A 25047-nucleotide genomic window follows, 5' to 3' on the forward strand; every position below is an offset into this window, starting at 1 on the left:
TACGTCAGTTGAACAGGAAGTTCATCACGTCGCCGTCCTTGACGACATAGGACTTGCCCTCCGCGCGCAGCTTGCCGGCCTCGCGCGCCTTCGCCTCGCCGCGCAGGGCGACATAGTCCTCGAAGGCGATCGTCTCGGCGCGGATGAAGCCCTTCTCGAAATCGGTGTGGATGACGCCGGCCGCTTGGGGCGCGGTGTCGCCGATGTGGATGGTCCAGGCGCGGGCCTCCTTGGGGCCCACCGTGAAGTAGGACTGAAGGCCCAGCAGAGAATAGGCCTCGCGGATCAGGCGGTTCAGGCCGGGCTCGGCCAGTCCGAGGCCTTCTAGGAACTCGGCCTGTTCGGCGGCGCCGAGAACGGCCAGTTCGGAATCGATCTTGGCCGAGATGACGACCGAGTTCGCATTGTCCTCGGCGGCGCGTTTGGCGACCAGGTCGGACAGCGCGTTGCCCTTGTCGGCCGAACCCTCATCGACATTCGAGACGTACAGGGCCGGAAGCGAGGTCAGCAGCTGGAGCATGTGCCAGGCCTTCTCGTCCTCCTTGTCGACCTTGACCGTGCGGGCGGGCTTGCCGGCGCGCAGCGGGGTCAGGGCCATGTTGATCAGGCGCAGGGTCTGGGCCGCGTCCTTGTCGCCGCCCTTGGCCTTCTTCTCGACGTTGACGACCCGCTTCTCGAGGCTTTCGAGGTCGGCCAGCATCAGCTCGGTCTCGATGATGTCGAGGTCACTGATCGGGTCGATGCGGTTCTCGACGTGGGTGATGTCGTCATCGACGAAGCAGCGGGAGACAAAGGCCACGGCGTCGCAGTCGCGGATATTGGCGAGGAACTGGTTGCCCAGGCCTTCGCCCTTGGACGCGCCGCGCACCAGGCCGGCGATGTCCACGAAGGTGATGCGCGAGGGGATGACCTCTTTCGACCCGGCAATCTCCGCCAGGGCGTCCAGACGCGGCTCCGGCACCGCCACGTCGCCGGTGTTCGGCTCGATGGTGCAGAACGGATAGTTGGCGGCCTGGGCCGCCGCCGTCTTGGTCAGGGCGTTGAACAGGGTGGACTTGCCGACGTTGGGCAGGCCGACGATCGCGACTTTGAGGGCCATGGGGCTTTCGGACTTTGAATGAAGGGCGAGCCTTTAACGGGTTCGGACCCGTTTGTCAGGCTCGCAGTCTCATTCCCGATCAGGCCGCCGGAGCGCCCGCATTGGCTTCGGTCGGTTGACCGACGGTGGCGGCGACCACCAGTTTGGGCGCGTGCTCGAACGTCAGGGTCAGTTCGACCGTGTCGCCGGTCGCCAGAGGCTCACGCACGCCGCTCAGCATGATGTGGTTCGCGCCCGGGCTGAATGCCACGGGCTCCCCGGCGGCGAGGGGCACGCCGCCCTCGATGGGCCGCATCATCCCCATGCCGCCCTCCATCGACGTCTGGTGGATCTGCACCAGGGCGGCGGCGCGGCTGTCGATCGACACAAGCCGATCATCGGAGGCGGCGACGAGGTTCAGATAGCAGGCGGTCACCTGACGTCCCGTCGGCGTCGGCCGGCAGACCGCGTCGGCGACCACGATCGGCGTGATCGTATTCCCCTCGGCATCGACGGTGGTGTTGTCGGAGTTGCCGCAGGCAGCGAGGGCCAGCAATGGCAGCAGGGCGAGAATGCGCTTCATGGGTTTCCGGTGCTTTCACGAGACGATCAAACGCGTGCGGTTCAACATTGAAACGAGCCGATCAATTGCCCCGGCGACGACAAGGCTGGGCCCGGTCAGGGGATACAGGATCGCGAGCGGCAGGACGATGGTCAGAGCCGCGATATTTGCGCGGGCGCCGGGCGGAGCGACCGGAGCGGCCAGACGACCCCCGGGGCGGCGCCTTCACGACATGACGATGGCGCCGACGCCGAACTGGCCGCAGCAAGGGAGAGGAGAATTACTCGCCCTTCGCCGCCTGCGCCGCTTGGCGGGGGCTGAACTTGGGCGCGGGGGCCAGGCGCAGGACCTCGCCCTGATAGCGTTCGTCCTCGCCCTTGACCGCGAACGGCAACGCGTCGGCGCAGGCGTTCAGCAGGGCCTCCAGCCACGGTTGCTCCGCCTTGTGGAAGTCGCCCAGGACGTGAGGCATGACCAGTTGCGGATCGCCGGGATGGCCGATGCCCATGCGGGCGCGGCGGAAGTCGGGGCCGAGCTGGCTGATCAGGCTGCGCACGCCATTCTGGCCTGCCGCCCCGCCGCCGGTCTTCATGCGAAACCGGCCTGGGGCCAGGTCGATCTCGTCGTGGAAGACGATGATGCCCGCAGGGGGGATTTTGTAGAAACGCGCGGCCTCGCCGACGGCGTTGCCCGAGTTGTTCATGAAGGTCTGGGGCTTCATCAGCAGGATCTTCTGACCCTCGACCTCACCCTCGGAGATCACTGACTGGAACTTGGCGCGCGGGGCGCCGAACCGCCACCGCGAGCCGATCGCATCAACGGCCATGAAGCCGATGTTGTGGCGGTTCTTCTCGTATTTGGCGCCCGGATTGCCCAGGCCGGCGATGATGAGCATGGCGCTATCCGGAAATGAAAACGGCCCCGTCCGTCGCCGGAGGGGCCGTTTCCGAAGGAGTGGATCGGTCGATCAGCCTTCCGACTTCTCGCCGTCTTCCGCAGCGGCTTCGTCGCCCTGTTCCGTGGCGGGAACGTCGACCGCAGCAGCCTCGGCGGCGGCGGCCTGTTCCTCGGCGATGGTCTCTTCGTCGTGGGCGGCCGAGATGGCGGCCGACGAGGTCTTGATCGAGGCGATCACGAAGTCACGGTCGGTGATGGTCGGCTTGACGTCCGAGGGGACCTTGACGTCCGACCAGCGGATGATGTCGCCCAGCTTGTGGTCGGCCAGGTCGACGACCAGGTCTTCCGGGATGTGGTTGGCGGCGACCATGATCTCGACCGAGTGACGGACGATCTCGAGCGAACCGCCCTGGCGGAAGGCCTTGCACTGGTCTTCGTTAATGAATTGGATCTGGACCTCGATCTTGATGGTCGCGTTCTCGTCGACGCGCATCAGGTCGAAGTGCAGCGGACGGTCCGACACGGGGTCGAACTGCACGTCCTTGGCGATGACCGACTGGGTCTCTTCGCCGTATTTCAGCGTGACCAGGTGGCCCAGCAGCTTGCCGGTGTACAGGTTCTTGCGGAAATCCTTCTCGTTGACCGAGATGGCGACGGGGGCCTTGTCGCCGCCGTACAGGATGCCCGGAACGGCACCTGCGCGACGCGCGGCGCGCGCACCGCCGGTGCCGGTGTTCTCGCGGACATCCACGTTCAGAATGATCTCGGCCATCTGGCTCGCCTCAACAACAAAAAACGCCTGCGCAGACCAAAGCTGCCCGCGCGGCGGGGTCATGGACCCTCGAATTCAAGAGCGCGGGTCATTACACGCAAGAGCCCGCGTGTGCAACTGGCCTTGGGTGTGGAGATCAGTTGGCGGCCGGCGCGGGTGCGGAAAGCGACGCCGTGGTCGCCTCGACAGCCACCGGCGTCACGCCCGCGGTGGCGATCGCCGGGTCCGCAGGGACGGGGATGGTCGCCGCCGTGGTGCAGGTCGCCAGATCGCGCACGATATGGCGACCGACGCAGAACATGTCCTCGTAGCTAGGGCGCGAGGCGGCTAGGCACTGGAACAGGTTCAGCTTGGACATATCCAGGCAGAACTGGGCGTTGGTCTCGATCGACAGGGCTTCGGTGTTGGCGCGGGCGTCGTCACCCGCCGCGCCCATGGCGGCCAGGGCCGCGATGGCCAGGGCATTGACCACGGCCGGGGTGTAGGGCGGGGCGTGAGTGGCTCCGGGCAGGTTCAGGCCGGTTCCGTTGTTGGCGGCGGTGAAGAGGCGTGCGGATTCTTCCGCCGAGGGCAGCATCTGACCGGCCGAGATGGTCTTGGCCGTCTCCAGACGCACCTCGCGATTCGGAATCGGGGTCACGGCCCAGCGGCGACGCGGGTCGTTGCGCTCCTGGATCGTGTAGGCGTCCTGCTCGACGGCGTCGGCGACGGTGGTCAGGGCGGCGATGTCCTGGCCCAGGGTCGAGATGATCAGGCCGGCGGCCACGTCCGCGCCCGGCAGGCCGGCGGCATAGGCCGGATCGCGGATGAGGTTGGCGATGACGTCGGCGCGCTGCTGCGGGTCGTTGGCGTAGGTGCGGACGCCAGCAACAAACTCCGGCGACTGCAGGGCCAGGATCGACGCATAGGCGATCATGCCGCGCGACAGGGTTGCGGGGTCGTAGGCCGCGCCCTTGCGCATGGCGGCCTGGATCGACTCCGCGTCGGGGAAGCCGGCCTGGATCGTGCCGACGTCGCGGATGAAGGTGACATAGATGGAGGCGGCCTGAGCCACACCCTCGTTGAGTGTCACCGGCGGCGGCGGCGGGGGCGGGGGCGGAGGCGGGGCCGGAGGAACGATCGGCTCGGGCGTGCTGCACGAGGCCAGGATGGCGGCTGCGACGGCAGCGGCGATGGCGAGGCCGCGACGCGGAAGGGCCAGGCGCATGATGATTTTCCCCACAAGGATATAGCGGCGCTCTCCCGGCGCCGTGACGATGTCGGCTTATAAGCCTTCGCCAAGGTTTTCCGAACGTTAATCCGGGCCTCTGCCGTTCAACTCTCCGGCGCCGGACGGCGAATCTCAGCCGTTGGGACCGGCGTTCAGCCGCTGGGTCGCGGTCTGCCCGGCCGGGGGCGCGACCGGGGTCGGTCGAGGCGCGGTCGATGGCCGGGGCGGGGCCTGGAGCGGAAGCGGGGAGATGCTCGGTTCGATCGGGGGCGCGGGTTGCAGCGGTTCCGGCGTGATCGCGGGTGAGCGTACGGATCCGCCGCTCTGGGTCGGGTTGCCGACAGTGATGATCGCGGCCGGCAAGGCGGCGCCGCGCGCACAGGTCGACAGGTCCCGGATCACATGGCGGCCGAGGCAGAACATGTCCTCATAGGTCGGACGCGAGGCGGCCAGACACTGGAACAGGTTCAGCTTGGAACTGGCCAGGCAGTCTTGGCTGGCGCGGTCGTATTGCAGGGCTTCGGTGTTGGCGCGGGCGTTGTCCCCTGCGGCTCCCAGGGCGGCGAGGGCGGCCATGGCGATGGCGTTGGTCACCGACGGGGCATAGGGCGCTCGCCGCGTGCGTCCGGCGGTCACCCCCAGGCCAGAACCGCTGTTCGAGGCGGCATGGAGCCGCGCAGCCTCCGAGGCGGAGGGCTGGATGGTGCGGGACAGGTCCTTGACCGCCTGCAGCCGGCCCTCGCGATCCGGCGGCGTGGCGCGCCCCCAACTGTGACGCTGATCGCCGGTGTACTGGATGTTGTAGGCGTCGCTCTCGACCGAATCGGCCGCCGCGCTCAGGGCGATTACGTCCGCCTCCAGCACCGACATGACCAGGCTGGCCGCGGCCTCGGCTCCGGGCAGGGTCGAGGCGTACTCGGGATTGGCGACGATGCGGTCGATGATCTGGCGGCGAACGGTCGGTTCGGCCCCGGCCTGGCGGACGCCCGAGACGAACTCCGGCGACTGCAGCGCAAGGATGGAGGCATAGGCGACCAGGCCGCGCGAGATCTGGTTGGCATCGTAGGACGCACCGCGCCGCAGCGCCGCCTCAACCGCGTCGGGGCTGGCGAAGCCGCCCTGGATCGTCGCCATGTCGCGGGTGAAGGTCAGATAGACGGCCGCGGACTGGGCCACGCTGTCGTTCAGGGCGACAGGCGGCGGCAGGCGGGCGGTGATCGCGGCGGCCTCGATGGCCGCGACGCGCATTTCCTCGGCCTGCAGCTCGGCGCGGCTGGGGCCGCATGCGGCCAGAAGACTTGTGACGGCGAGGGCGGCCAGGGTCGGGCCCTGGCTACGGAAGGAAAGGCGCATGGAAAATCCCCGAAAGCGTGTTCCGACTGAAACGCCCAGTCCGGCCGTTTTGAGGCATGGCGGCCGACTTTTTCGTGATCAGTCGAAGAGTTTGGAGACCGATTCCTCGTTCGCGATCCGGCGGATGGCCTCGCCCATCAGGGGAGCGACCGGGACGGTGCGGATCTTGGAGCAGGACAGCACCTCGTGCGGCTGCTCGATCGAATCGGTGATCACCAGCTCCTTCAGCGGGCCGTCGGTGACGCGCTGAACGGCCGGGCCCGACAGGACGCCGTGGCTGATATAGGCGGAAACGTTCGTCGCCCCGGCCGCGATCAGGGCCTTGGCGGCGTTGACCAGGGTGCCGCCCGAATCGACAATGTCGTCGAACAGGATGCACTCGCGTCCCGCGACGTCGCCGATGATGTTCATGACCTCGCTCTCGCCCGCCTTGGGACGGCGCTTGTCGACGATGGCCAGGTCGACGTTGAGACGTTCGGCCAGCGACCGGGCGCGCACCACGCCGCCGACATCGGGCGAGACGATCATCAGATTGCCGCGCGTGTAGCGATCCCTGATGTCCTGGGCGAGCACGGGGGTGGCGACCAGATTGTCGGTCGGGATGTCGAAGAAGCCCTGAATCTGGCCGGCGTGCAGGTCCATGGTCAGGACCCGGTCGGCGCCGGCGCGGGTAATCATGTTGGCGACCAGCTTGGCCGAGATCGGCGTGCGGCCGCCGGTCTTCCGGTCCTGACGCGCATAGCCGAAATACGGCATGACCGCCGTGATCCGCCGCGCCGAGGCCCGCACCAGGGCGTCGATGCAGATCAGCAGCTCCATCAGGTTGTCGTTGGCCGGATAAGAGGTCGACTGGATGACGAAGACATCCTCGCCGCGCACGTTTTCCTCGATGACCGCGAAGACCTCGTTGTCGGCGAACCGTTTCACCTGGGCCTTGGTCAGGGGCATGTCGAGGTGGTCGGCTATGGCCTGGGCAAGGGACCGGTTCGAGTTGCCAGCGAGCAGCTTCATCCGGTCATCCTTTCGCCGTCATCGAAACGCCAATGACGTCTGTTCCGTCTTGCGCGCTCTTTAGCAGCGCGTCGGCCCGTATCAAGCCGTGATTGCCCTTACCCGGCGCATGGCGCGTTGCGAACGCCGATGTTAGAGAACGCGATCTTGATACCCGACGAGCCTCTGGCGTCGTCCGGGCGGCGTGTGATGAGGTTCCAAGTTGCCGATTTCCTTCCGGTCTTCGTCCGTTCTGCGCCGGGGCGGCGTGTTGCTGCTGGCGACTGTCGCCACGCTGACCGTCGCGGCGTGCAACGGCGGTCAGAATCGCCCGCGCCTGGCCTATGAGGAGCGGCCCGTCGAACTGCTCTACAACACCGGCTACGAGCGGCTTCAGCGTCACCGCTGGGCCGACGCCGTGGATTACTTCCAGGAAGTCGAGCGTCAGCACCCGTATTCGGAATGGTCGCGCCGCGCGATCCTGATGCAGATCTACGCCTACTACCAGAACGGCAATTACGAGGAATCGATCGCCGCCTCGGACCGCTTTATCCAGCTGTTCCCGGGCAGCCCGTCGGCCGCCTACGCCTTCTACATGCGCGCCACCTGCCACTTCGAGCAGATCGTGGACGTGGGCCGTGACCAGGGTCAGGCCGAACAGGCGCTGGCCGGTCTTCGCGACGTCGCCCGCCGCTACCCCAACTCGTCCTACGCCACCGACGCGACCGTGAAGATCGACATGGTCAACGATCAGCTGGCCGGCAAGGAAATGAACATCGGCCGCTACTACCAGCGCGCCAACCAGCCGCTGGCCGCCATCGGCCGCTACAAGGCCGTCATCGACAACGAGGCCTTCCAGCGCACCTCGCATACGCCGGAAGCCCTGTATCGTCTGGTCGAGGTCTATCTGACGCTGGGCCTGAAGGATGAGGCGGAGCGCAACGGTTCGGTGCTCGGCTTCAACTACCCGGGCAGCCCCTGGTATGCCGAGGCCTATGCTCTGCTGACCGAGGACGGCCGCCAACCTGAGACGGCCCCGACCGGCGAGCGCGAGAGCTGGCTGCGCCGGATCATTCCGGGCTGACCGTTCCCCGCCTGTTCTGGTCTACACTGTCGCGGATGCCGAATCGCACCCCATGCTGACCAGTCTTTCGATCCGCGACGTGGTGCTGGTCGACGTCCTCGATCTTGAGGTCGACGAGGGCCTGACTGTGCTGACCGGCGAGACCGGGGCCGGCAAGTCGATCATCCTCGACGCCCTGGGCCTGGCGCTCGGCGGGCGAGGGGAGGCGGGCCTTGTTCGCTCCGGCGCCAAACAGGCCGTGGCCACCGCCGTCTTCACCGCGCCCGACGATGAGGACCTGATCGAACTGATCCGGGAGAAGGGCTTCGACGTGACCCCGGGCGAAGCGCTGATCCTGCGTCGCGTCCTGTCCGCCGACGGTCGCAGCCGGGCCTGGGTCAATGACCAGCCGGCCGGGGTGGCCGCCCTGCGCGAGATCGGCGCCCGTCTGGTCGAGGTGCACGGCCAGCATGAGACCGTGGGCCTGCTTGACTGGAAGACCCATCGCGGGCTGCTGGATGCCTATGGCGGTCTGGCGCCCCAGCTCGGCGGGGTGGCCGCCGCGTCCGACAGGCTGAAGGCGGCCGAGGCGAAGCTGGAAGGCCTGCGCGCCGCCGCCGCCGACGCGGCCTCGCGGGCGGAAGAGATAACCCTGAACCTCGCCGACCTCGACGCGCTCGATCCGCGCGAGGATGAGGAGACTGAACTGGCCGGTGAGCGCGCCGTGCTGGGTGCAGCGGAGAAAGCGGTGGCCGATCTGGCCGACGCCCGCGCCAACCTCGGCGGCGACAAGCTGAGCCAGAAACTGTCCGCCGCCCTGCGCGCCGTCGAACATGCGCGCCAGCGCGCGACCCAGGCGGGCGTCGAGGCCGATCACCCCGTTCTGGTGCGCCTGACCAGCGCCGCCGAAGCCATCGACCGCACCATGGTCGAGGCCGCCGAGGCCATCGCCGAGGTCGACGCCGCCGCCAACGCCTTCGATTTCGAACCTGGCCGACTCGACAAGGCCGAGGAGCGGCTGTTCGCCCTGCGCGCCGCCGCCAGGAAGCTGAACACCACCGTCCATTCCCTGCCGGCCCTGCGCATCTCGCTGCGCGAACAACTGCGCCTGATCGAGGATGGGGCTGAGGCCATCACCAATGCCGCCCGCGATGCCGCTGCGGCCCGCGAGACCTATGACGTCACCGCCAGCCTGCTGAGCTCGGGCCGCGAGGCCGCCGCCGACCGGCTCTCGAAAGCGGTGACGGAAGAGCTTGGCCCGTTGAAACTGGACCGCGCCCGCTTCCGCGTCGCCCTGGAGCCTGTCGCCGAAGGCCGTCGCGGCCCGCTCGGCGTCGAGACCGCCCGGTTCGAGATCGCCACCAACGCCGGCACCCCCTTCGGCCCGCTGGACGCCATCGCCTCGGGCGGCGAACTGGCCCGCTTCGCCCTCGCCATGAAGGCCGCGCTCGCGGGCCGCGAGGACCAGCGCCAGCCGGTCATGATCTTCGACGAGGTCGATCAGGGCGTCGGCGGCGCGGTGGCCGAGGCCGTGGGCCAGCGCCTGAAACGCCTCTCTAACGGCGCCCAGGTCCTGGTCGTCACCCACAGCCCCCAGGTCGCAGCCCGTGGCCACGCCCACTGGAAGGTGCGCAAGGCCGACGCCGCCGGGGTCACCACCACCACGGTCGACGCCCTCGACGAGACGGCCCGCCGGGAAGAGATCGCCCGCATGCTGTCGGGGGCCATCGTCACCGAAGAAGCCCGTGCCGCCGCCCGCTCCCTGATCGGCTGACGAGCCATGGCGTTGATCACCCGTTCGTCACGCCCCCGACGCTGACGGCCTGAGCATTCCGTTCGGGCGCTGAGCGGCAACGGAATTAACTTTCCTGACCGATGGAACCTTCACCTTTGCGACGGGTTCGCCCCCGGGGATGTTTCATCCTCCAGCGCCCTGAGCGCCAGGGGATCGAACTTTGACAATCGAGCTAGAAGCGCCCGGCCAGGCCGGTATTGAGGCCGAGCGCCTCCGTGTGCTCCGTTCCTACGACATCCTGGACACCGACCCTGAACGCGCCTTCGACGACGTCACGCGGCTGGCGGCTCGCATCTGCGAAACTCCCGTCGCCCTTGTCAGCCTGGCTCTCGGCGAGCGGCTCTGGTTCAAGGCGCGAATCGGCATGGCTGACGAGACGGGGCCGGAACTGGATTCCTTCTGCCAGCACGCGATGCAGCACGACGGCGTCTATGTCGTCCGGGACGCGTCGATCGACCCCGTCTATATCGACCATCCGCTGGTCACTGGCCCGGCCAACTACCGGTTCTATGCCGGGGCGCCCCTGATCGACGACCAGGGGATGACCCTGGGCATGCTCTGCGTCGTGGATACCAAGGCTCGTCCCGACGGTCTGACCGAGACCCAGCATATGACGCTGGAGGTTCTGGCGACCCAGGTGATGGCGCTGATGGAGCGACGGCGGGCCCTGACCGCGCGCCGGCTCAGTGACGAGCAGGCGGAAGCCGCGGTCGAGGTTGCGCTTCAGGCCTCGGAAAAGCTGGCGGAGAGCGAGGCGCGCTTCCAGGCGATCGCCGACAGCATGCCCCAGATGGTCTGGTCGGCAGGGGCGGACGGCTATCACGACTATTTCAATGCGCGCTGGTTCGACTTCACCGGCCAGACTGCGACGCCCAGCGACACCGACGCCTGGAGCGCCCAGATTCACCCCGAATGCCGCGATCGGGCGCTCGCGGCGTGGCAAGCCTCGTTGGCGACCGGGGAGCCGTATGAGGTCGAATACCGGCTGAAGCACCATGCGGACGGCTATCGCTGGACCCTGGGTCGGGCCATGCCGATCCGCAACTCGGCAGGGACCGTGACCCGCTGGTTCGGAACAGGCACCGACATCGAGGACATCAAACGGCTGGAGCAGGCCAAGGCGCTGCTGAGCCAGGAACTGAGCCACCGGATCAAGAACATCTTTGCGGTGATCTCGGCCCTGCTCTCACTGTCGGCCCGCCACCATCCGGACGCCAAGGACTTCGCCAGGTCGGCCCGCAACCGGATCGGCGCCCTGGCCCGGGCGCACGAATTCGTCCGGCCCCACAGCGAGGAGTCTCGTCCCGGAATCGCCGGTACGACCCTGGCCGCCTTCCTGCTGGATCTGTTCAAGGCCTACGACGGAGAGGATGGCGTTCCCCGCGTTCACGTGACTGGCGACGATACCATTTTCGACGATCAGGCGGCCACCCCGGTCGCCCTGCTGTTCCACGAACTGGCGACCAACGCCGCCAAATACGGCGCCCTTTCGCAGCCCGACGGCCGGGTTGACCTGACCCTGTCTCACCGCGGCGACCGCATGATCCTGGTCTGGGCGGAGCATGGTGGGCCCGAGCTTGACGGGCCGCCCCTGATACCCGGGTTTGGGTCGACGCTTCTGGCCATGTCGGTCGAGGGACAGCTGGCGGGCAGGCTCGATCTCGACTGGGCCGGCGAGGGCCTGAAGGTCACGGTCGATGTTCCGCGATCGGCGCTTCAGCCGCGCCGCGCCGCCATGGCGGTCGCATGAAGGGCCGGATCCTGATCATCGAGGACGAGATCCTGATCGCGTCCCAGCTTCGCGACGTTCTGGAAGACCTGGACTATACGGTGGTCGGCATGGCCGCGAACGTCTCGGCCGCCCGGCGGCTGGTCCTGGCCGGCGGTATCGAGCTGGCGCTGGTGGACATCCATCTGTCCGACGGACCGACCGGCGTCGATTTGGGCCGGGAGATCGGGCAGGGCGCCGGCATTACGGTGCTCTACCTCACGGCGAACCCGGAAATGGTCCGGGATGGCGTGCCCGGGACCTTCGGGGTGATGGGCAAGCCCACCGATGACGACTCCGTGCGGACCGCTGTGGCCTTCGCCATGCAATCGCGCAGGGGCGGGCCGTCGCGGACGGCGCCCCATTCCCTGACAGTGTTTCACTGACGTTGAGGCGGCGTTCGTCCCCCCACTGACCTCTAGCGCGCACAGATCGGAGAGCGGGCGGGCGTGCTTTCGTTGGCGATCCAGCAGGCGCCGTCGCGCGCGTCACGGCGATAGGTTCCGCCGACGGGCACGCGGTCCTCGGGGCCGAAGACCGCGAACAAGCCGCCCTCTCCGTCAGAGATCACCATGCGGTAGGCGATGTCGGGCCCATCCAGCTGGAAGCTTCCGTCGCCGAACAGGGAGGTGAAGGTGCAGTCGGTCTCCGGCGCGCTGCCGACCTGACAGCGGACCTGTCGGGCGCGGCCGGGTTGGTCTTCGGCGGAGATCGGGACAGGCGTATAGGCGGCACGTTGTGTCACGGGAGGGGTTTGGGCAGGCGGGGCGGCCGGTCCCTCCGCTGACGCGGCCTTGGGCTTGGCGGCGTCGGCGCCCGGCGCGTCCACCGAGCCCTCTGCCTTGCCACAGGCGGACAGGACAAGCCCCGCCGTACAGGCCATTGCAAGGATCATCATACGCATGGTCTGTTCTCCCCATCTCGAAAGACTGTCGTGGATCACAGTCCCTCAAGCCTGGCCGTGGGTCCAAAGACCTGAGCCGGCCGATCGGTGTCTTCAGACCCCCAGGATCCAGCCTTCTTCGCCTTCGACCTGGGCGATCAGGGACTCGTCGGTTCCCTTCTTCGGACCGAAGGCGGTCGACAGTTCGCCGCGCTCGTCCATCAGGGCGAAGGCCTCGGCCGTGGTGCGGACCTGGGCCTGGTCCTTGAACTCCCCCTCGGCGGCGGTGGTCGGCCACATCGAGGGCCAGACCTCGGCGACCAGGACCGACAGGGGTTCGACGTCCGCGGCGTCCAGCGCGCGCCAGCCCGTGCCCAGAGGCCAGACGGCGCCCGATGCGCCCAGGCTTTCCAGCAGACGGCGCACCATCGGAATGCCGACCAGGGTCTGGCCGCCGACGGCCCCCGCGCCATGCATCTGCCAGTTCGACTTGGGCTGCAGCTTGCCCTTGCGCACGGCGTTCTCGGTCGCCCTGTATTCGGGGATGTCGCCTGAGCCTTGCGGCGGCTTGGTCGTGGTCAGCCAGCGCTGCGCCTGTTTCGCCGGGGCGCCCCACAGAGGCCAGGCCTCGTCAGTCATCAGCCGGTTCATCTTGGCGGCGACCTGGTAGCGGTTGTTGATGTTGTCGTCCTTGTCGACGACGTTCGAGGCGATGAATTTCCACATCGCCGACCACGCCGGAGTCTCGGCCAGCTTCAGGCGCGCGGCCGTGCCGACAGGATAGCCCAGCGAGAAGTCGAAGCCGACGAACACCCGATCACCGCGCTTGCGATGATCGGCCAGGATGGATTTCAGCAGCGCCTCGCCCTCGGCGCGCGTCGCGACGTTGTGGGTCTCGGTATAGAGGCGGAAGCGCACGTCGCGCTTGGCCACGCCGATCCAGACCGAGTTCTCGCCCAGCTTCTTGCCTTCGGCGGCAGTCCAGTCGGCTATGACATAGGCGTCGAACAGGCGGGCCACGGCGGGCTCCTTAAAAAGCAGCAGGCGATACAGAGGTGGGCGCTTCTACCCTTCCTCCCGCCGAGGCGGCAATGGCGCCGTTTGTCTCCTCCCTGTCGCGCAGCGATGGGAGGTGGCTCGGAGCGCAGCAGAGTGGAGGAAGGGCCGAATACGGCCCGACGACGGTAGGGGTGTTTTCGCGTGCACGAAGAACCCCTCCGTCAGCTTGCAGGAGCTCGCCGCCACCTCTCCATGCGCAAGCGCGCATGGGGAGGAGACCGCATTCACCCCTTCAGCAGCGCCTCGAGGTGCGACAGCCAGCGGCGCCCCAGCCGCATCGCCTCGGGCGGCGACCCGGCGTGGCCCGGCGCCATGGCGTTCCACAGGGCCAATTCGAACTCCGGATAGCGGGCGTCGGCGAACAGGAGCCGCAGGGTCACCAACTCCGCGTCCGGGGCCATGATGTCCAGTGCCTTGCGCGCTTCGCCGCGTCGGACGCGCGCCACGACATGGCCGTCGACGATGACCTCGCCGCCCTCGACTTCGTCGAAACTGTAGACCAGCCCGTGGGCCCCGCGATCCCACAGCACGGCGATCTGGCCGCCCTCGAAGTCCAGCCCGGCGGCGCGACCTTCGTGCGCCGAGATGGCCTCGGCCTCGGCCACGGCGCCCAGGGATTTCAGCATGGCCCGACGCAGCCGGCGCTCAGGCTCCATCCACCAGTTCAGCGTCAGGGCGGCTGTGGTCAGGGCGGCGGCGGCCAGCGACACCAGCAGGATGACGCGCAGGGCCTCGCCCATCTCAGTCAGCCAGTTCGATCACGACCGGCACGTGGTCCGACGGCTTGTCCATGTCGCGGGCGTCGCGATGCGTCTCGACACCGACGAACCGGTCGGCGGCCTGCGGTGACAGCAGGTGGAAGTCGATGCGGATGCCGTGGTCCCTCTGCCAGGCGCCGGCCTGATAATCCCAGAAGGTGTAGGTCCCCGGCGGCTGGCGACCCAACTCCCCGGCTTCATAGAGGCCCAGCCCCTTCAGCGCCCGAAAGGCGGCGCGGCTCTCCGGCTGGAACAGGGCGTCATTGACCCAGGCGGACGGGGTCTTGGCGTCCTCGGGCAGGGGAATGACATTGTAATCGCCGCACAGGGTGAAGGCCTCTTCCTGCGCCAGCAGGTCCCGGGCATGGGCGTTCAGCCGCGCCATCCAGCGCATCTTGAAATCGAACTTCTCCGTCCCGATCGGATTGCCGTTGGGCAGGTAGATCCCGCCGACACGGACGGGGCGGGGCGCCTCGATCACGGCCTCGATGTATCGGGCCTGATCTTCTGCATCCTCTGTCAGCAGGTCCTGGCCGGGAAGGCCGCGCCGCACGTCCGAGACCGGGTATTTCGAAAGCAGGGCGACGCCGTTGTAGGATTTCTGGCCGTGGACCTCGACATTGTAGCCCAGGCTCTCGAACGGCTCCCTGGGGAACTTGTCGTCGACGGTCTTGATCTCCTGGAAGCAGACCACGTCAGGCTGGGCCGCCTCCAGCCATGCGAGCACGGTGGGCAGGCGGGCGTTGACCGAGTTCACGTTCCAGGTGGCGATGCGCATCGCCGGGACGCTAAGCGGCGTCGCCTCACCGAGCAAGCGCCGGAACGTCGGCTCTGTTAAGCGGCCGGCGCCGCTGCGACCGTAGTCAGGCGGCAGCCGCCGGCGATCCGCTGGGCGGCCTCGCAGAGGAAGACCTGACGCACGACGTGCTCGGGAGTGAAGCGCACGATGATTCCGTTCCCGGCGCCGCACCGGGCCTCGTACAGGGTGTCGCCCGCGCTGGCCCCGATGTAACGGGCCTGCACAACATCGCAGGCCGAGGCCTCGCTGCCCGCCAGTCGCGCCTTCAGCGTCGCGGCCTGTTCCTCGGCGGTCGAGAAGCGGCAAGTCGAGTTCTGGGTCGCGATGACCGCGCATTCGGTTCTGGTCCAGCCCGCTGCGGCCTTCTCGATCCGGTAGCCGTCCAGGCCATCGCAGCCAACCTCGTAGATCAGGGTGTTGTCGCTGGTGCGGCCGATCGAGGCGCCTTGGTCGACGGTGCAGGCGATTCCTGCCTCGGTGGCATAGGCGCCGACAACGCGGGCGATCTCGGTATTGCGGGGGATCACGCACTGGGCGCCCACGTCGGCGTTGGGATTGGCGGCGCGATCCGCCTCCGCCTGCCCGGCCAGCAGGACGCAATCGCGAGCCTCGGGCGGGAGGGAGTTGACGAAGATATAACCCGGTCCGGCGGCGCAGGCGGCCTCGTAGGTGATGCGCTGCTGGTTGGAGGTCTGGCCGATCACATTGGCCTCGACGACCTGGCAGGCCGTTCCGGCGGCATTGGCGATGCGCTGCGCGGCTGCTGCGGCGGCGGGGCCGGAGGTCGCCAGCGGCGGAGGCGCCCGGTTCGCGCCCTCGGGAGCAGGCGTGGCGCCCGGATCCTGCGGCATGCCCTGGGCGCCCGTGTCCTGGGCGGCGGCGGGAAGGGCGGGCATCGCCGACAGCGCGACCGCAAGGACCGCTCCGAAGGCTGCAATGTGGGAATATTTGAACACGGTCACGGCTCCTGATCGACAGAACGAGCGTGGAGCGGACCGAGCGGGTCGGTCAAGCATTCTATGCCAGAAACCGACCCGGCGAGCAGCGTGCCCGTCGGGTCGGACCTCTGGCTACTGTTCCGTCGCCGGATCGGCCGCGGCCGGAGCTTCAGGCACGACGGTCAGACGGCAGCCGCCGCCGATCCGCTGGGCGGTCTCGCAGGGGTAGACTTGCTGCACGGCGAAGTCCGGGTTGAAGCGGACAATGACGCCGTTGCCGGCGGCGCATTTGGCTTCATAGAAGGCGCCGTTGGCATTGGCCCCCATGTAGCGGCCCTCGGCCACGTCGCAGGCTGCAGCCTCACTACCGCCCAGGCGCCTCTTCAAGGTGGCGACCGCTTCGGCGGGCGTGGTGTAGCGGCACGTCGCGTTCTGTGTCGAGATCACAGAGCATTCCGTCGTCGTCCAGCCGGTCGAGGCCTTCTCGATCCAGTAGCCGTCCGAGCCGTTGCAGCCGATCTCGTAGATCAGATTGCCCTCGCTCGACTTGCCGATCGATGCGCCCTGATCGACGGAGCAGGCGATGCCGGCCTCGCGCGCATAGGCTGCAACGACCCGCAAGACGTCGAGGTTCTGGGGCAGGATGCACTGGGTGCCGACGTCGACGAGCGGGTCGCGGGCGCGGTCGATCTCGGCCTGTCCGGCCAGCAGGACGCAGTCCACGGCCTGGGGCGGGGCCGAGCTGATCAGGATGTAGCCCGGACCGGTGGCGCAGGCCGCTTCATAGGTCGTCGCCTGTTCCGCGGTCAGACCGAGCAGGCTGGCCTGGGTCACCTGGCAGGCGACGCCGGCGGCGGTGGCGATCTGCTGGGCGGCAGCGGCAGTCTCTTCGGGAGTCGGGGCGGCCGGGGCTTCCTGCTCCTGTTGCCGACGCGGCGTGCGCGTCGGCGTCACACGCGCGGTCGGCGCCGTGATGACCGGCTCGGTCGGAGCGGTGCCGAAGCCGGTGCCCCTGTCGTTCGGGTCCTGGGCCGAGGCGGGCGATGCGATCGCCACGATCATCAGTGCAGCGCCGCCGATGGCGGCCAAGGTTTTCATGAACACGGCGATCTCCCTGAACTGTCCCGACAGCCTTGGCGGGCCATCGGGACGAGGTCAAGACGAACACGCCAGAGGGGCGGACTCCAGCGCTGGCCTCTAGGGCTGGGTCGCCGGGGGAGCGGCCGGAGCTTCGGGCACGACGGTCAGACGGCAGCCGCCGCCGATCCGCTGGGCGGTCTCGCAGGGGTAGACCTGCTGAACGGCGTACTGCGGGTCGAAACGCACGATCACACCGTTGCCGGCGCCGCATTTGGCTTCCCAGAAGGCGCCGTTGGCGTTCGCGCCCATGTAGCGGCCCTCGGTCGGGTCGCAGGACGCGGCCTCACTGCCGGCCAGACGCGTCTTGAACGTCGCGACCAGTTCCGCAGCGGTGGAGTAGCGGCAGACCGCGTTCTGGGTGGTGACGATCGCGCATTCCGAGGCCTTCCAGTCCGTGCCGACCTTTTCCAGCCAGTAGCCGTCGACGCCGTTGCAGCCGACCTCATAGATCAGATTGCCTTCACTCGACTTGCCGATAGAGGCGGCCTGGTCGACGGCACAGGCGATGCCGGCCTCGCTCGCATAGGCCGAGATGACGCGGAGGACGTCGAGGTTCTGGGGGATGGCGCACTGGGTGCCCACATCGGCGAGCGGGTCACGGGCGCGGTCGATCTGGGCCTGGCCGGCCAGCAGGACGCAGTCGACGGCCAGGGGCGGGGCAGAGGCCATCAGAATATAGCCGGGGCCGGTGGCGCAGACGGCCTCGTAGGATTTGGCGCCGTCCGGGGCGAGACCGAGGAAATTGGCCTGGCTGACCTGGCAGGCGACCGACGCCGATGTGGCGATCGCCTGGGCGGCCGCGATATTTTCTTCCGGTGTCGGCGGGGCCGGGGCCCGCTGGCGTTCCTGGCGCGGCGTCCGGGTCGGAGTCACACGGGCCGCCGGAGCTGTTGGCGTCGTATCGGAGTTGGCCGCTCCGTAGCCCGAGCCCGTATTGTTCGGCTCCTGGGCCGAGGCAGGCGAAACGAGCGCCATCGCCATCATCGCGGCGCCGCTGATGGCCGCCAGGGTTTTCATGAACACGGATACTCTCCTTGAAACTTGTTCTGAAGCCTTGGCGAGCCGTCGTGATGAGGTCAAGACCGGGCGCTGGACGCGCGTATCCTCCCCGGCCTATGGTCGGCCCGTTGCGATTGGAGACTGACTTGGCGGACGGCGTGATCACGAGCGAAGGCGAGGCCGAGACCGGCGGCGATGGCTTGCGCGGCCTGACCTATCCGCTCGGCGCCCCTCCGGCGCCCGGCGAGGCGATTCAGGCGGCGCCCGGCGTGCTGTGGCTGCGCCTGCCGCTGCCGATGCAGCTCAATCACATCAACGTCTATGCGATCGAGGACGGCGAGGGCTGGGCCGTCGTCGACGCCGGCATCGGAACACCGGACTCCATCGCGGGCTGGGAGGCGGCGCTGACCGGGCCGCTGGCGGGCAAGCCGATCACCCGGGTCATCTGCACCCATATGCACCCGGACCATATCGGCCTGGCCGGCTGGCTGTGCGAGCGGTTCGACGCGCCCCTGCTGATGACCCAGCTGGAATATGTCACCGGCCGGATGCTGTTCGCCGACACCGGTACGGCGCCAGAGGCGGGCGCGATCTTCTGGCGCGCCGGCGGCTGGAACGAGCCGCAGATCGAGCGCTACCGCCAGTCCTACGGCATGTTCGCCAAGGGCATGACGGCCATGCCGGCCGGCTATCAGCGGATCCGGGAGGGCGAGGTCCTGTCGATCGGCGGCGAGGACTGGACCATCGTGATCGGCAACGGTCACAGCCCCGAGCACGCCTGTCTGTGGCGCAAGTCGGATGACGTCTTCATCTCGGGTGACCAGATCCTGCCGCGAATCTCGTCGAACATCTCCGTCTGGCCGACCGAGCCCCTGGCCGATCCGTTGGATGACTGGATGACCTCGCTGGACCGGCTCGGCGATCTCCTGCCGGCTGATCTGCTCGTCCTGCCTGGCCACGGCGAGCCCTTCACGGGCGTGCTGCCGCGCATCGAGGCGTTGAAGCGGGGTCACGCCGTAGCGTTGAAACGGCTGGAGCGGACGCTGCGCGAGCCGAAACGGGCCGTCGATGTCTTCGCCTCCCTGTTCGCCCGCCCGGTCGGCGACGGCATTCTGGGCATGGCCACGGGCGAGGCCATCGCCCACCTCAACTATCTGGCCGGTCAGGGCCGCGTGCGCCGCGAACGCGACGCCGACGGCGTGGACTGGTGGAGCCTCACCGAAACGGAGACCGCCGCATGAGCGACCCCATCCGCCCCCCCGTCAGCGTTGACCTGTCGAACGGCGTCCTGACCGTCACCTTCGCCCGCGCGGAGAAGAAGAACGCCATCACCCAGGCGATGTACGCCCTGCTGGCCGAAGCGACGAACCGCGCCCGCACCGACGACGCCGTCCGCGTCCTGCTGTTCAAGGCCGAGGGCGACAGCTTCTCCGCCGGCAACGACATCGCCGACTTCATCGCCATCGGGGCCCAGGGCGGCGGCGGGCAGGTCGTCGATGCGCCCGTCTTCCAGTTTCTCAAGGCCCTGGCCGAGATGGACAAGCCAGTGGTCGCGGCGGTGCGCGGTCGCGCCGTGGGTATCGGCCTGACCCTTCTGCTCCATTGCGACATGGTCGTCGTGGCCGAGGACGCGCTTCTGTCCGCGCCCTTCATCAACCTGGCCCTGGCGCCCGAGGCGGGGTCGTCCCTGCTCCTGCCGCTGGCCATCGGCCATCAACGCGCGTTCGAGATTTTCGCCCTGGGCGAGCCGATCGACGGGCGGACGGCGCTGGCCTGGGGCCTTGCCAGCCGCGCCGTCCCCGCGTCCGAGGTCGACGCCGTCGCCGACGGCCTGGCCGCCAAACTCGTCGCCCGCGCGCCCAATTCGCTTCGCAAGACCAAACGCCTCATGCGCGACGCCGAGGCCCTTTGGACCCTGATGCAGCGCGAGGGCGAGGCCTTCGGCTCCCAGATGTCCAGCCCTGAGGCCATGGAGGCCTTCATGGCCTTCACCCAGAAGCGGGCGCCGGTGTTTTCGTAGGCAATCCCGCTTCCCATCCCTTCGTCATCCTCCGGCAAGCCGCTCTTGCGGCGCTGACCGGGGGACCCAGCGGCGCCGAAGGCGATCTGTTCAGGCAGGATGTCGGAAGCAGCGATGCGCGCGGCAGTTTCGCGCTCCCGCGCGCCGCTGGGTCCCCCGGGCTCCGCTTCGCTTCGCCGGAGGATGACGAAAGAACGGGGTGCCTTGATCCTGCCCCCCATTGCCCCTAAGCGCCCGCGCCATGAGCGCCGCGCCCGTCCTCTCGAACAGTTTCCGGATCGCCTCCGAGACGCCCGCCGACCGCGAAGAGGCGGAGGCGCTGGTGCTGGTCGCCTTCGGCCCCGGCCGTTTCGCCAAGACGGCGGAGCGCATTCGTGAATCCGCCAGTATCGCGGCCGCCTTCGTGGCGCGCGAGAATGGCCGGATGATCGGCTGGGTGCGACTGTGGTCGATCACGGTGGATGGGCTGGACGCCCTCTTCCTCGGGCCGATCGCGGTGGCTCAGGATACGCGGCGCGGGGGGATAGGCGCGGATCTGGTCGGCGCCTGCCTCGGCGAGGCGCAGGCCCGGGGCGTGGCCGGCGTGCTGCTGGTCGGCGACCCGCCCTATTTCTCGCGCTTCGGCTTCCAGCCCGCGCCGGACGTGCGCCTGCCCGGGCCCGCCGATCCACAGCGTGTGATGTGGTTGCCGATTACCAGCGCCGCGCCTTCCGGGTTGGCGCTTGCGGCCTGACTTTCTGCTTTCGTCATCCTCCGGCAAGGCGCGCCTTCGCGCCGCAGACCGGGGGACCTAGCGGCGCCGAAGGCGATCTGTTCAGGCACGGAGTCGGAAACATGCCTGTGCGTGGCAGGTTCGCGCTCTCGCGCGCCGCTGGGTCCCCGGGTCTCCGCTTCGCTGCGCCGGAGGATGACGAAAGGCAGGTGGAGCTATGGTCGAACCGCATCGGCCCCGCAGGAGTTTTCCATCTGGACCCCGGCCTTCGCCGGGGTGCACGGTGAAATGAATGAGCGCTTCCGAACCATCCCAGGGTCTCGCCGGAATAACGGCCGCCGCCAGACAGGCGCCGGGTCGTGGCCTGCCGCCGGTGCATCTTTGGCATCCGGCCCATGGCGGCGACATCGACATCGTCATCCGCGCAGACGGCGTCTGGATGCATGAGGGTTCGCCGATCGGCCGCGCCGAACTGGTGCAGCTGTTCTCGACGGTGCTGAGGCGCGACTCCGACGGCTATCACCTCGTCACCCCTCTCGAGAAGATGCGGATCGAGGTCGAGGACCTGCCGTTCCGCGCGGTGACCATGACCCGCGACGGCGACGACCTGGTCTTCACCACCGATGTCGGCGACGAGACGCGCGCCGGGCCCGACCACCCGATCACCGTCGAGACCGATCCCGTGACCGGAGAACCCGCGCCCCGCGTCCATGTCCGCGCCGACCTCGAGGCCCGCATCGCACGCACCGTCTTCTACGATCTGGTCGAGATGGCCGAGGTCAGGGATGGCCGCCTCGCCGTCCGGTCCGGCGGAGTCTGGTTCCCGCTCGGTCCGCCGGGAGCGGGCGTGGCATGAGCCATCGGACCCTGAAAGATCGGTTGGTCGAGCGGCTGGTGCCGGTCGGCGACTGGCGGGCGGAGACGCGCGCCATCCGCTCGGACTTCGACCTGAACCCTGGCGCGCCGCGCTGGACGCCCGGTCCGCTGAAGCCCGCCGCCGTCCTGATCCCGATCGTCGCCGATCCCGCGGGCGCGCGCGTTCTGCTGACCCGTCGTGCCGACAGCCTGGCCAGACACACCGGCCAGGTCGCCTTTCCCGGCGGTCGGCTCGACCCCGGAGAGACGGCGGTCGACGCCGCCCTGCGCGAGGCGCGGGAGGAGGTCGATCTCGACCCTGCCGCTGTCACCGTGCTGGGTCTGTCCGACCCTTACGAGACCGGCACCGGCTATCTGGTCACGCCCGTCGTCGGCTGGGTCGCGCACCTGCCGCCCTTGAAGGCTTCGCCTGACGAGGTGGCGGAAATCTTCCAGACCCCCTGGGACTTCCTCATGGACCCGGCCAACCACAGCCGCGACCATCTTGAGGCGCCCGAGGGCGTCAAACGGTGGTTCTGGGCGATGACCTGGAACGAGCAGTACATCTGGGGCGCGACCGCCGGCATTATCCGCGGCCTGCGCGCGCGCCTCTATGGCGACGAGGTAAACCTCCCCGAATCGGCCGCCGAGGACGCCGCGTGACCCGGCTGGAGGGCCAGGACTGGCTGACGAGTTCCGCGACCGCCGCCGTCTTCGACGCGCTGGAGGCAGCGGGCGGCCCCGACAGCGCCCGTTTCGTCGGCGGTTCGGTTCGGAACGCCCTCGTCGGACGGCCCGTGGACGACTTCGATGTCGCCACCCGGCTGAAGCCCGAGGAGTCGATGGCGGCGCTGAAGGCGGCCGGGATCAAGGTCGTTCCCACAGGCATCGCCCACGGCACGGTCACCGCCGTCTCGGAGAGGAAGCCCTACGAAATCACCAGCCTGCGGTGCGACGTTGAGACCGACGGTCGCCGCGCCGTTGTGGCCTTCACCGACGATTGGGCCGAGGACGCAGCGCGCCGCGACTTCCGCCTGAACGCCCTCTATGCCGATCGCACCGGCGCCATCTTCGACCCGACAGGGCAGGGGGTGGAGGATGCGCTCGCCGGACGCGTCGTCTTCGTCGGCGACCCGAACACGCGGATCGAGGAGGACTATCTCCGCATCCTGCGCTTCTTCCGCTTCTTCGCCTGGTATGGTGGTTCGGACCCTGACGCCGAGGGCCTCGCCGCCTGCGCCGCCCACGCCTCAGGGCTGACGCGGCTGTCCGCCGAGCGGGTGTCGAAGGAACTGATGAAGCTGCTGGCCGCGCCCGATCCGCGCGCGGCCATCCATGCGATGCGCGACGCCGGGGTGCTGGAGCGGCTGTTTCCTGCGGTGTCCGGGCTCGGGGCCTTCGATGCGTTGAGCGCCGCCAGCGACGATCCGGTCCTGCGGCTGTCGGCCCTGCTGCCGGATGACCCGGCCGCTGCGGCGGACATCGCGCGCGGCCTGCGTCTGCCCAGGGCGATCGAGAGGCGCCTTGCGGCCGCAGCCGGGGGACCGCTCGATCCGACGACCGGAGAGCGTGAGCTGCGGGCGCTGATCTATCGCCTCGGCAAGGAGGCCGTCAGCGACCGAATCCGGCGCGGCGGCGGGCTTCAGCCGCAGGCCGATACCGCCCCGGCGTTGGCGCTTATCGAACGCTGGCCTGTCCCCCGCCTGCCGGTCGGCGGCCGCGACCTAGCGAAAATGGGCTTTGAGCCCGGCCCCGGGCATGGCCTCATCCTGAAGGCCTTCGAGGCCGAATGGATCGCCGACGACTTCCCCGCCGACGGCCATCAGGCGCGGCTCACTCGGCTGGCGAAGCGGCCCTTTTGAAGCGGGTTATGACCGGTCGGTGGTCCGATCCCGTGGGCAGGCCCAGCCGCCGCTCCACCAGGGCCAGATCGGGCGAGCGATAGACCTGGTCGATTGTCATGCCGGCGGCGTCTGGCAGCTTCGTCGGCCAGGTCCCCGGCCAACCCGGCGCGGGGATCAACGCGCCGTTGCCCTTGATGATCCGGCCGATCCGGGCGCTGGAGACGCTGTTGAAATCCCCGGCCGCGATCACCGGGCCGTCGACCGACCTCGCCCAGTCCGACAGTCCCTCGGCCTGGCGAATCTGCTCCCACTGGATCTGATAGGGCCATGGCCGCGTCATGTGCACGCCCGCGACCGTGACCGGGCCCAGATCGGTCTCCACCCGTGCCCCCACAACGAACAGGGCTGGAATGCGAAGCCGGATGTCGTGCAACGGCCGCCGCGAAGCGATCACCGACCGGGCGGCGCCGCCTGGCCGGTCGATGCGGCCGTTGACGGCCCGATAGGGGTATCGCGCCAGCACCCTGTCGATCTCCGCTGCCGGCGCATCCCCGAACTCGACGAGGACGACGACGTCCGCATCGGCCGCGGCGATTGAGGTCGCTATCGCGTCCACATCCGTATTCCGGGCCTGGAGATTGGCGGAGTAGAGGGTGAAGTCCGGCGAGCCCGCCTCGGGGTCTCCGCGCGGCGGCGCCCATTGGCTCGATCCGGCCGCCAGCACGACGGCGCAGACGACCACCGCCGCCGCGATTAGGGTCCACGATCGCAAAAGCGCCGCTGCGACCAGCCCCGCCGCCGCCGCGACGAGCGCCGGCCCGGTGAACTGCGCGAGAATGTCGACCCACCGGTGACCGATCCCGCTCAGGCCCGCCAGCGCGATCCCCAGCGGAGCCAGAAGCGCCAGCCCCACGACACCGGCCGCGAACAATCGCGCATGCGAGGCTCTGTCAGTCACTAAGACTTGCTATCCTTGGTGAACGCGGGTCGATGTGGTGCGTTGACCAGTCGCTTGGGAGGGCGAACATGGCGAAGCGGTCGATCGGGGATATCGAGAAGATCTGGTCCAATGTCGAGGGCGTCAAGAAGCTCTCCGACCGGGCCGTTGGCTTCGGCCCCTTCGGCATCGGCATGGACGGTCTGCTGACCTGGATCCCGGTCGTCGGCACGCTCTACAGCGTCGGGGCCGCCGGCTGGTTGTTCACCCAGGCCGTGCGCGCCAGGGCCACGCCTTACACCATCGCCCGGATGGCGGGTTACCTGGGTCTCGACGTCGGCACCGGGGCTGTGCCGGTGGCCGGCAATGTGGTCGACTTCTTCTTCCCCGGCCACCTGATGGCGGCCAAGGCGCTGCAGAAGGACATCGAGAGCACCCACTGGGTCGAGGCGAATGAGCGCGACGCGCGGGCATCCGGCGAGCACGATCGGCACGTCGCCACGATGAAGGCCGATCCGAAAAAACGGCGTGTCGTCTATCTGCACGACTGAAGCGGCTGTTTCGCTTGACGGATCGATCGGGGCCATCCCTATTCCGGCCATCGAGACTGGCCGG

26 protein-coding genes are annotated in these 25047 nt (G+C 68.6%); 11 read left to right on the forward strand and 15 right to left on the reverse strand.

The window, feature by feature from the left end; all coding sequences use genetic code 11:
* Positions 1–4: 4 nt before the first annotated feature.
* The 7 genes from ychF to ACP7AZ_RS12785 all read right to left on the reverse strand — a co-directional run bounded on the left by ychF (position 5) and on the right by ACP7AZ_RS12785 (position 6883).
* Complete coding sequence (ychF, locus tag ACP7AZ_RS12755) at positions 5–1099, reverse strand: redox-regulated ATPase YchF (RefSeq protein WP_426039013.1); 1095 nt, start codon at positions 1097–1099, stop codon at positions 5–7.
* A gap of 79 nt (positions 1100–1178) precedes the next feature.
* A complete protein-coding gene (locus ACP7AZ_RS12760) occupies positions 1179–1661 on the reverse strand; it encodes a copper chaperone PCu(A)C (protein WP_426039014.1) in 483 nt (160 codons plus the stop codon).
* Between the two features lie 259 nt (positions 1662–1920).
* Positions 1921–2535 carry an aminoacyl-tRNA hydrolase gene (gene pth, locus ACP7AZ_RS12765; protein ID WP_426039015.1) on the reverse strand — a complete coding sequence of 205 codons (615 nt, stop codon included), beginning with the start codon at positions 2533–2535 and terminating at the stop codon, positions 1921–1923.
* A 72-nt stretch (positions 2536–2607) separates the two neighbouring features.
* A complete protein-coding gene (locus ACP7AZ_RS12770) occupies positions 2608–3309 on the reverse strand; it encodes a 50S ribosomal protein L25/general stress protein Ctc (protein ID WP_426039016.1) in 702 nt (233 codons plus the stop codon).
* A 136-nt stretch (positions 3310–3445) separates the two neighbouring features.
* Positions 3446–4516, reverse strand: coding sequence for a hypothetical protein (locus ACP7AZ_RS12775; RefSeq protein ID WP_426039017.1), 1071 nt, complete (start codon positions 4514–4516; stop codon positions 3446–3448).
* Between the two features lie 135 nt (positions 4517–4651).
* Positions 4652–5872, reverse strand: coding sequence for a hypothetical protein (locus ACP7AZ_RS12780; RefSeq protein WP_426039018.1), 1221 nt, complete (start codon positions 5870–5872; stop codon positions 4652–4654).
* Positions 5873–5950: 78 nt separating this feature from the next.
* Entirely contained in the window at positions 5951–6883 is a 933-nt protein-coding gene (locus ACP7AZ_RS12785; RefSeq protein WP_426039019.1) for a ribose-phosphate pyrophosphokinase, read from the reverse strand.
* A 202-nt stretch (positions 6884–7085) separates the two neighbouring features.
* Between ACP7AZ_RS12785 and ACP7AZ_RS12790 the strand changes: the two genes are divergently transcribed.
* The 4 genes from ACP7AZ_RS12790 (at position 7086) to ACP7AZ_RS12805 (ending at position 11874) form a co-directional block, all read left to right on the forward strand.
* Positions 7086–7946: an outer membrane protein assembly factor BamD gene (locus ACP7AZ_RS12790; RefSeq protein ID WP_426039020.1), complete on the forward strand. Its 861-nt coding sequence runs from the start codon at positions 7086–7088 to the stop codon at positions 7944–7946.
* Between the two features lie 52 nt (positions 7947–7998).
* The gene (recN, locus tag ACP7AZ_RS12795) at positions 7999–9699 is read left to right on the forward strand and encodes a DNA repair protein RecN (RefSeq protein ID WP_426039021.1); all 1701 of its coding nucleotides are present in this window, start codon (positions 7999–8001) and stop codon (positions 9697–9699) included.
* A gap of 181 nt (positions 9700–9880) precedes the next feature.
* Positions 9881–11470 (forward strand): sensor histidine kinase, encoded by a 1590-nt coding sequence (locus ACP7AZ_RS12800; RefSeq protein WP_426039022.1) that lies wholly within the window; start codon positions 9881–9883, stop codon positions 11468–11470.
* Positions 11467–11874: a response regulator gene (locus ACP7AZ_RS12805; RefSeq protein ID WP_426039023.1), complete on the forward strand. Its 408-nt coding sequence runs from the start codon at positions 11467–11469 to the stop codon at positions 11872–11874. Before ACP7AZ_RS12800 ends, ACP7AZ_RS12805 begins: the two co-directional genes overlap by 4 nt.
* A 32-nt stretch (positions 11875–11906) precedes the next feature.
* On the opposite strand, the gene ACP7AZ_RS12810 is transcribed toward ACP7AZ_RS12805, so the two are convergent.
* The 7 genes from ACP7AZ_RS12810 to ACP7AZ_RS12840 form a co-directional block, all read right to left on the reverse strand.
* Complete coding sequence (locus tag ACP7AZ_RS12810; RefSeq protein WP_426039024.1) at positions 11907–12392, reverse strand: hypothetical protein; 486 nt, start codon at positions 12390–12392, stop codon at positions 11907–11909.
* 93 nt (positions 12393–12485) lie between these two features.
* Entirely contained in the window at positions 12486–13391 is a 906-nt protein-coding gene (locus ACP7AZ_RS12815; RefSeq protein ID WP_426039025.1) for a cobalamin biosynthesis protein CbiG, read from the reverse strand.
* Positions 13392–13654: 263 nt separating this feature from the next.
* Positions 13655–14170: a hypothetical protein gene (locus tag ACP7AZ_RS12820; RefSeq protein WP_426039026.1), complete on the reverse strand. Its 516-nt coding sequence runs from the start codon at positions 14168–14170 to the stop codon at positions 13655–13657.
* Between the two features lies 1 nt (position 14171).
* The gene (gene xth / locus ACP7AZ_RS12825; RefSeq protein ID WP_426039027.1) at positions 14172–14966 is read right to left on the reverse strand and encodes an exodeoxyribonuclease III; all 795 of its coding nucleotides are present in this window, start codon (positions 14964–14966) and stop codon (positions 14172–14174) included.
* A gap of 56 nt (positions 14967–15022) precedes the next feature.
* On the reverse strand, positions 15023–15943 hold the full coding sequence (locus ACP7AZ_RS12830; protein ID WP_426039028.1) for a hypothetical protein: 921 nt from the start codon (positions 15941–15943) through the stop codon (positions 15023–15025).
* Positions 15944–16057: 114 nt separating this feature from the next.
* The gene (locus ACP7AZ_RS12835) at positions 16058–17023 is read right to left on the reverse strand and encodes a hypothetical protein (RefSeq protein ID WP_426039119.1); all 966 of its coding nucleotides are present in this window, start codon (positions 17021–17023) and stop codon (positions 16058–16060) included.
* Between the two features lie 99 nt (positions 17024–17122).
* A complete protein-coding gene (locus tag ACP7AZ_RS12840; RefSeq protein WP_426039120.1) occupies positions 17123–18082 on the reverse strand; it encodes a hypothetical protein in 960 nt (319 codons plus the stop codon).
* Positions 18083–18210: 128 nt separating this feature from the next.
* Here ACP7AZ_RS12840 and ACP7AZ_RS12845 point away from each other — a divergent pair, with 128 nt between their 5' ends.
* The 6 genes from ACP7AZ_RS12845 to ACP7AZ_RS12870 all read left to right on the forward strand — a co-directional run bounded on the left by ACP7AZ_RS12845 (position 18211) and on the right by ACP7AZ_RS12870 (position 23513).
* Positions 18211–19305, forward strand: coding sequence for an MBL fold metallo-hydrolase (locus ACP7AZ_RS12845; RefSeq protein WP_426039029.1), 1095 nt, complete (start codon positions 18211–18213; stop codon positions 19303–19305).
* Complete coding sequence (locus ACP7AZ_RS12850) at positions 19302–20084, forward strand: enoyl-CoA hydratase (protein WP_426039030.1); 783 nt, start codon at positions 19302–19304, stop codon at positions 20082–20084. Before ACP7AZ_RS12845 ends, ACP7AZ_RS12850 begins: the two co-directional genes overlap by 4 nt.
* A 241-nt stretch (positions 20085–20325) precedes the next feature.
* Positions 20326–20817, forward strand: a complete 492-nt coding sequence (locus tag ACP7AZ_RS12855) for a GNAT family N-acetyltransferase (protein WP_426039031.1) — start codon at positions 20326–20328, stop codon at positions 20815–20817.
* Positions 20818–21088: 271 nt separating this feature from the next.
* A complete protein-coding gene (locus ACP7AZ_RS12860) occupies positions 21089–21652 on the forward strand; it encodes a DUF1285 domain-containing protein (protein WP_426039032.1) in 564 nt (187 codons plus the stop codon).
* Positions 21649–22314: a CoA pyrophosphatase gene (locus tag ACP7AZ_RS12865; RefSeq protein WP_426039033.1), complete on the forward strand. Its 666-nt coding sequence runs from the start codon at positions 21649–21651 to the stop codon at positions 22312–22314. Before ACP7AZ_RS12860 ends, ACP7AZ_RS12865 begins: the two co-directional genes overlap by 4 nt.
* Complete coding sequence (locus ACP7AZ_RS12870) at positions 22311–23513, forward strand: CCA tRNA nucleotidyltransferase (protein WP_426039034.1); 1203 nt, start codon at positions 22311–22313, stop codon at positions 23511–23513. The genes ACP7AZ_RS12865 and ACP7AZ_RS12870 overlap by 4 nt, the downstream gene beginning before the upstream one ends.
* On the opposite strand, the gene ACP7AZ_RS12875 is transcribed toward ACP7AZ_RS12870, so the two are convergent.
* On the reverse strand, positions 23485–24453 hold the full coding sequence (locus ACP7AZ_RS12875) for an endonuclease/exonuclease/phosphatase family protein (RefSeq protein WP_426039035.1): 969 nt from the start codon (positions 24451–24453) through the stop codon (positions 23485–23487). The two genes, ACP7AZ_RS12870 and ACP7AZ_RS12875, sit on opposite strands and share 29 nt — an antisense overlap.
* Before the next feature lie 68 nt (positions 24454–24521).
* On the opposite strand from ACP7AZ_RS12875, the gene ACP7AZ_RS12880 reads away from it, so the two are divergent.
* Positions 24522–24983: a DUF4112 domain-containing protein gene (locus ACP7AZ_RS12880; RefSeq protein ID WP_426039036.1), complete on the forward strand. Its 462-nt coding sequence runs from the start codon at positions 24522–24524 to the stop codon at positions 24981–24983.
* The last annotated feature ends 64 nt before the right edge of the window (positions 24984–25047 follow it).

This window comes from Brevundimonas sp. DC300-4, assembly GCF_049897365.1.
Lineage (GTDB): Bacteria > Pseudomonadota > Alphaproteobacteria > Caulobacterales > Caulobacteraceae > Brevundimonas.

What these genes read in the sequence shown, in the direction of transcription:
- ychF (WP_426039013.1), bottom strand. Translation starts at nt 1,099, where the DNA reads ATGGCCCTCAAAGTCGCGATCGTCGGCCTGCCCAACGTCGGCAAGTCC.
- ACP7AZ_RS12760 (WP_426039014.1), bottom strand. Translation starts at nt 1,661, where the DNA reads ATGAAGCGCATTCTCGCCCTGCTGCCATTGCTGGCCCTCGCTGCCTGC.
- pth (WP_426039015.1), bottom strand. Translation starts at nt 2,535, where the DNA reads ATGCTCATCATCGCCGGCCTGGGCAATCCGGGCGCCAAATACGAGAAG.
- ACP7AZ_RS12770 (WP_426039016.1), bottom strand. Translation starts at nt 3,309, where the DNA reads ATGGCCGAGATCATTCTGAACGTGGATGTCCGCGAGAACACCGGCACC.
- ACP7AZ_RS12775 (WP_426039017.1), bottom strand. Translation starts at nt 4,516, where the DNA reads ATGCGCCTGGCCCTTCCGCGTCGCGGCCTCGCCATCGCCGCTGCCGTC.
- ACP7AZ_RS12780 (WP_426039018.1), bottom strand. Translation starts at nt 5,872, where the DNA reads ATGCGCCTTTCCTTCCGTAGCCAGGGCCCGACCCTGGCCGCCCTCGCC.
- ACP7AZ_RS12785 (WP_426039019.1), bottom strand. Translation starts at nt 6,883, where the DNA reads ATGAAGCTGCTCGCTGGCAACTCGAACCGGTCCCTTGCCCAGGCCATA.
- recN (WP_426039021.1), top strand. Translation starts at nt 7,999, where the DNA reads ATGCTGACCAGTCTTTCGATCCGCGACGTGGTGCTGGTCGACGTCCTC.
- ACP7AZ_RS12805 (WP_426039023.1), top strand. Translation starts at nt 11,467, where the DNA reads ATGAAGGGCCGGATCCTGATCATCGAGGACGAGATCCTGATCGCGTCC.
- ACP7AZ_RS12810 (WP_426039024.1), bottom strand. Translation starts at nt 12,392, where the DNA reads ATGCGTATGATGATCCTTGCAATGGCCTGTACGGCGGGGCTTGTCCTG.
- ACP7AZ_RS12820 (WP_426039026.1), bottom strand. Translation starts at nt 14,170, where the DNA reads ATGGGCGAGGCCCTGCGCGTCATCCTGCTGGTGTCGCTGGCCGCCGCC.
- xth (WP_426039027.1), bottom strand. Translation starts at nt 14,966, where the DNA reads ATGCGCATCGCCACCTGGAACGTGAACTCGGTCAACGCCCGCCTGCCC.
- ACP7AZ_RS12835 (WP_426039119.1), bottom strand. Translation starts at nt 17,023, where the DNA reads ATGAAAACCTTGGCCGCCATCGGCGGCGCTGCACTGATGATCGTGGCG.
- ACP7AZ_RS12840 (WP_426039120.1), bottom strand. Translation starts at nt 18,082, where the DNA reads ATGAAAACCCTGGCGGCCATCAGCGGCGCCGCGATGATGGCGATGGCG.
- ACP7AZ_RS12850 (WP_426039030.1), top strand. Translation starts at nt 19,302, where the DNA reads ATGAGCGACCCCATCCGCCCCCCCGTCAGCGTTGACCTGTCGAACGGC.
- ACP7AZ_RS12855 (WP_426039031.1), top strand. Translation starts at nt 20,326, where the DNA reads ATGAGCGCCGCGCCCGTCCTCTCGAACAGTTTCCGGATCGCCTCCGAG.
- ACP7AZ_RS12860 (WP_426039032.1), top strand. Translation starts at nt 21,089, where the DNA reads ATGAGCGCTTCCGAACCATCCCAGGGTCTCGCCGGAATAACGGCCGCC.
- ACP7AZ_RS12865 (WP_426039033.1), top strand. Translation starts at nt 21,649, where the DNA reads ATGAGCCATCGGACCCTGAAAGATCGGTTGGTCGAGCGGCTGGTGCCG.
- ACP7AZ_RS12880 (WP_426039036.1), top strand. Translation starts at nt 24,522, where the DNA reads ATGGCGAAGCGGTCGATCGGGGATATCGAGAAGATCTGGTCCAATGTC.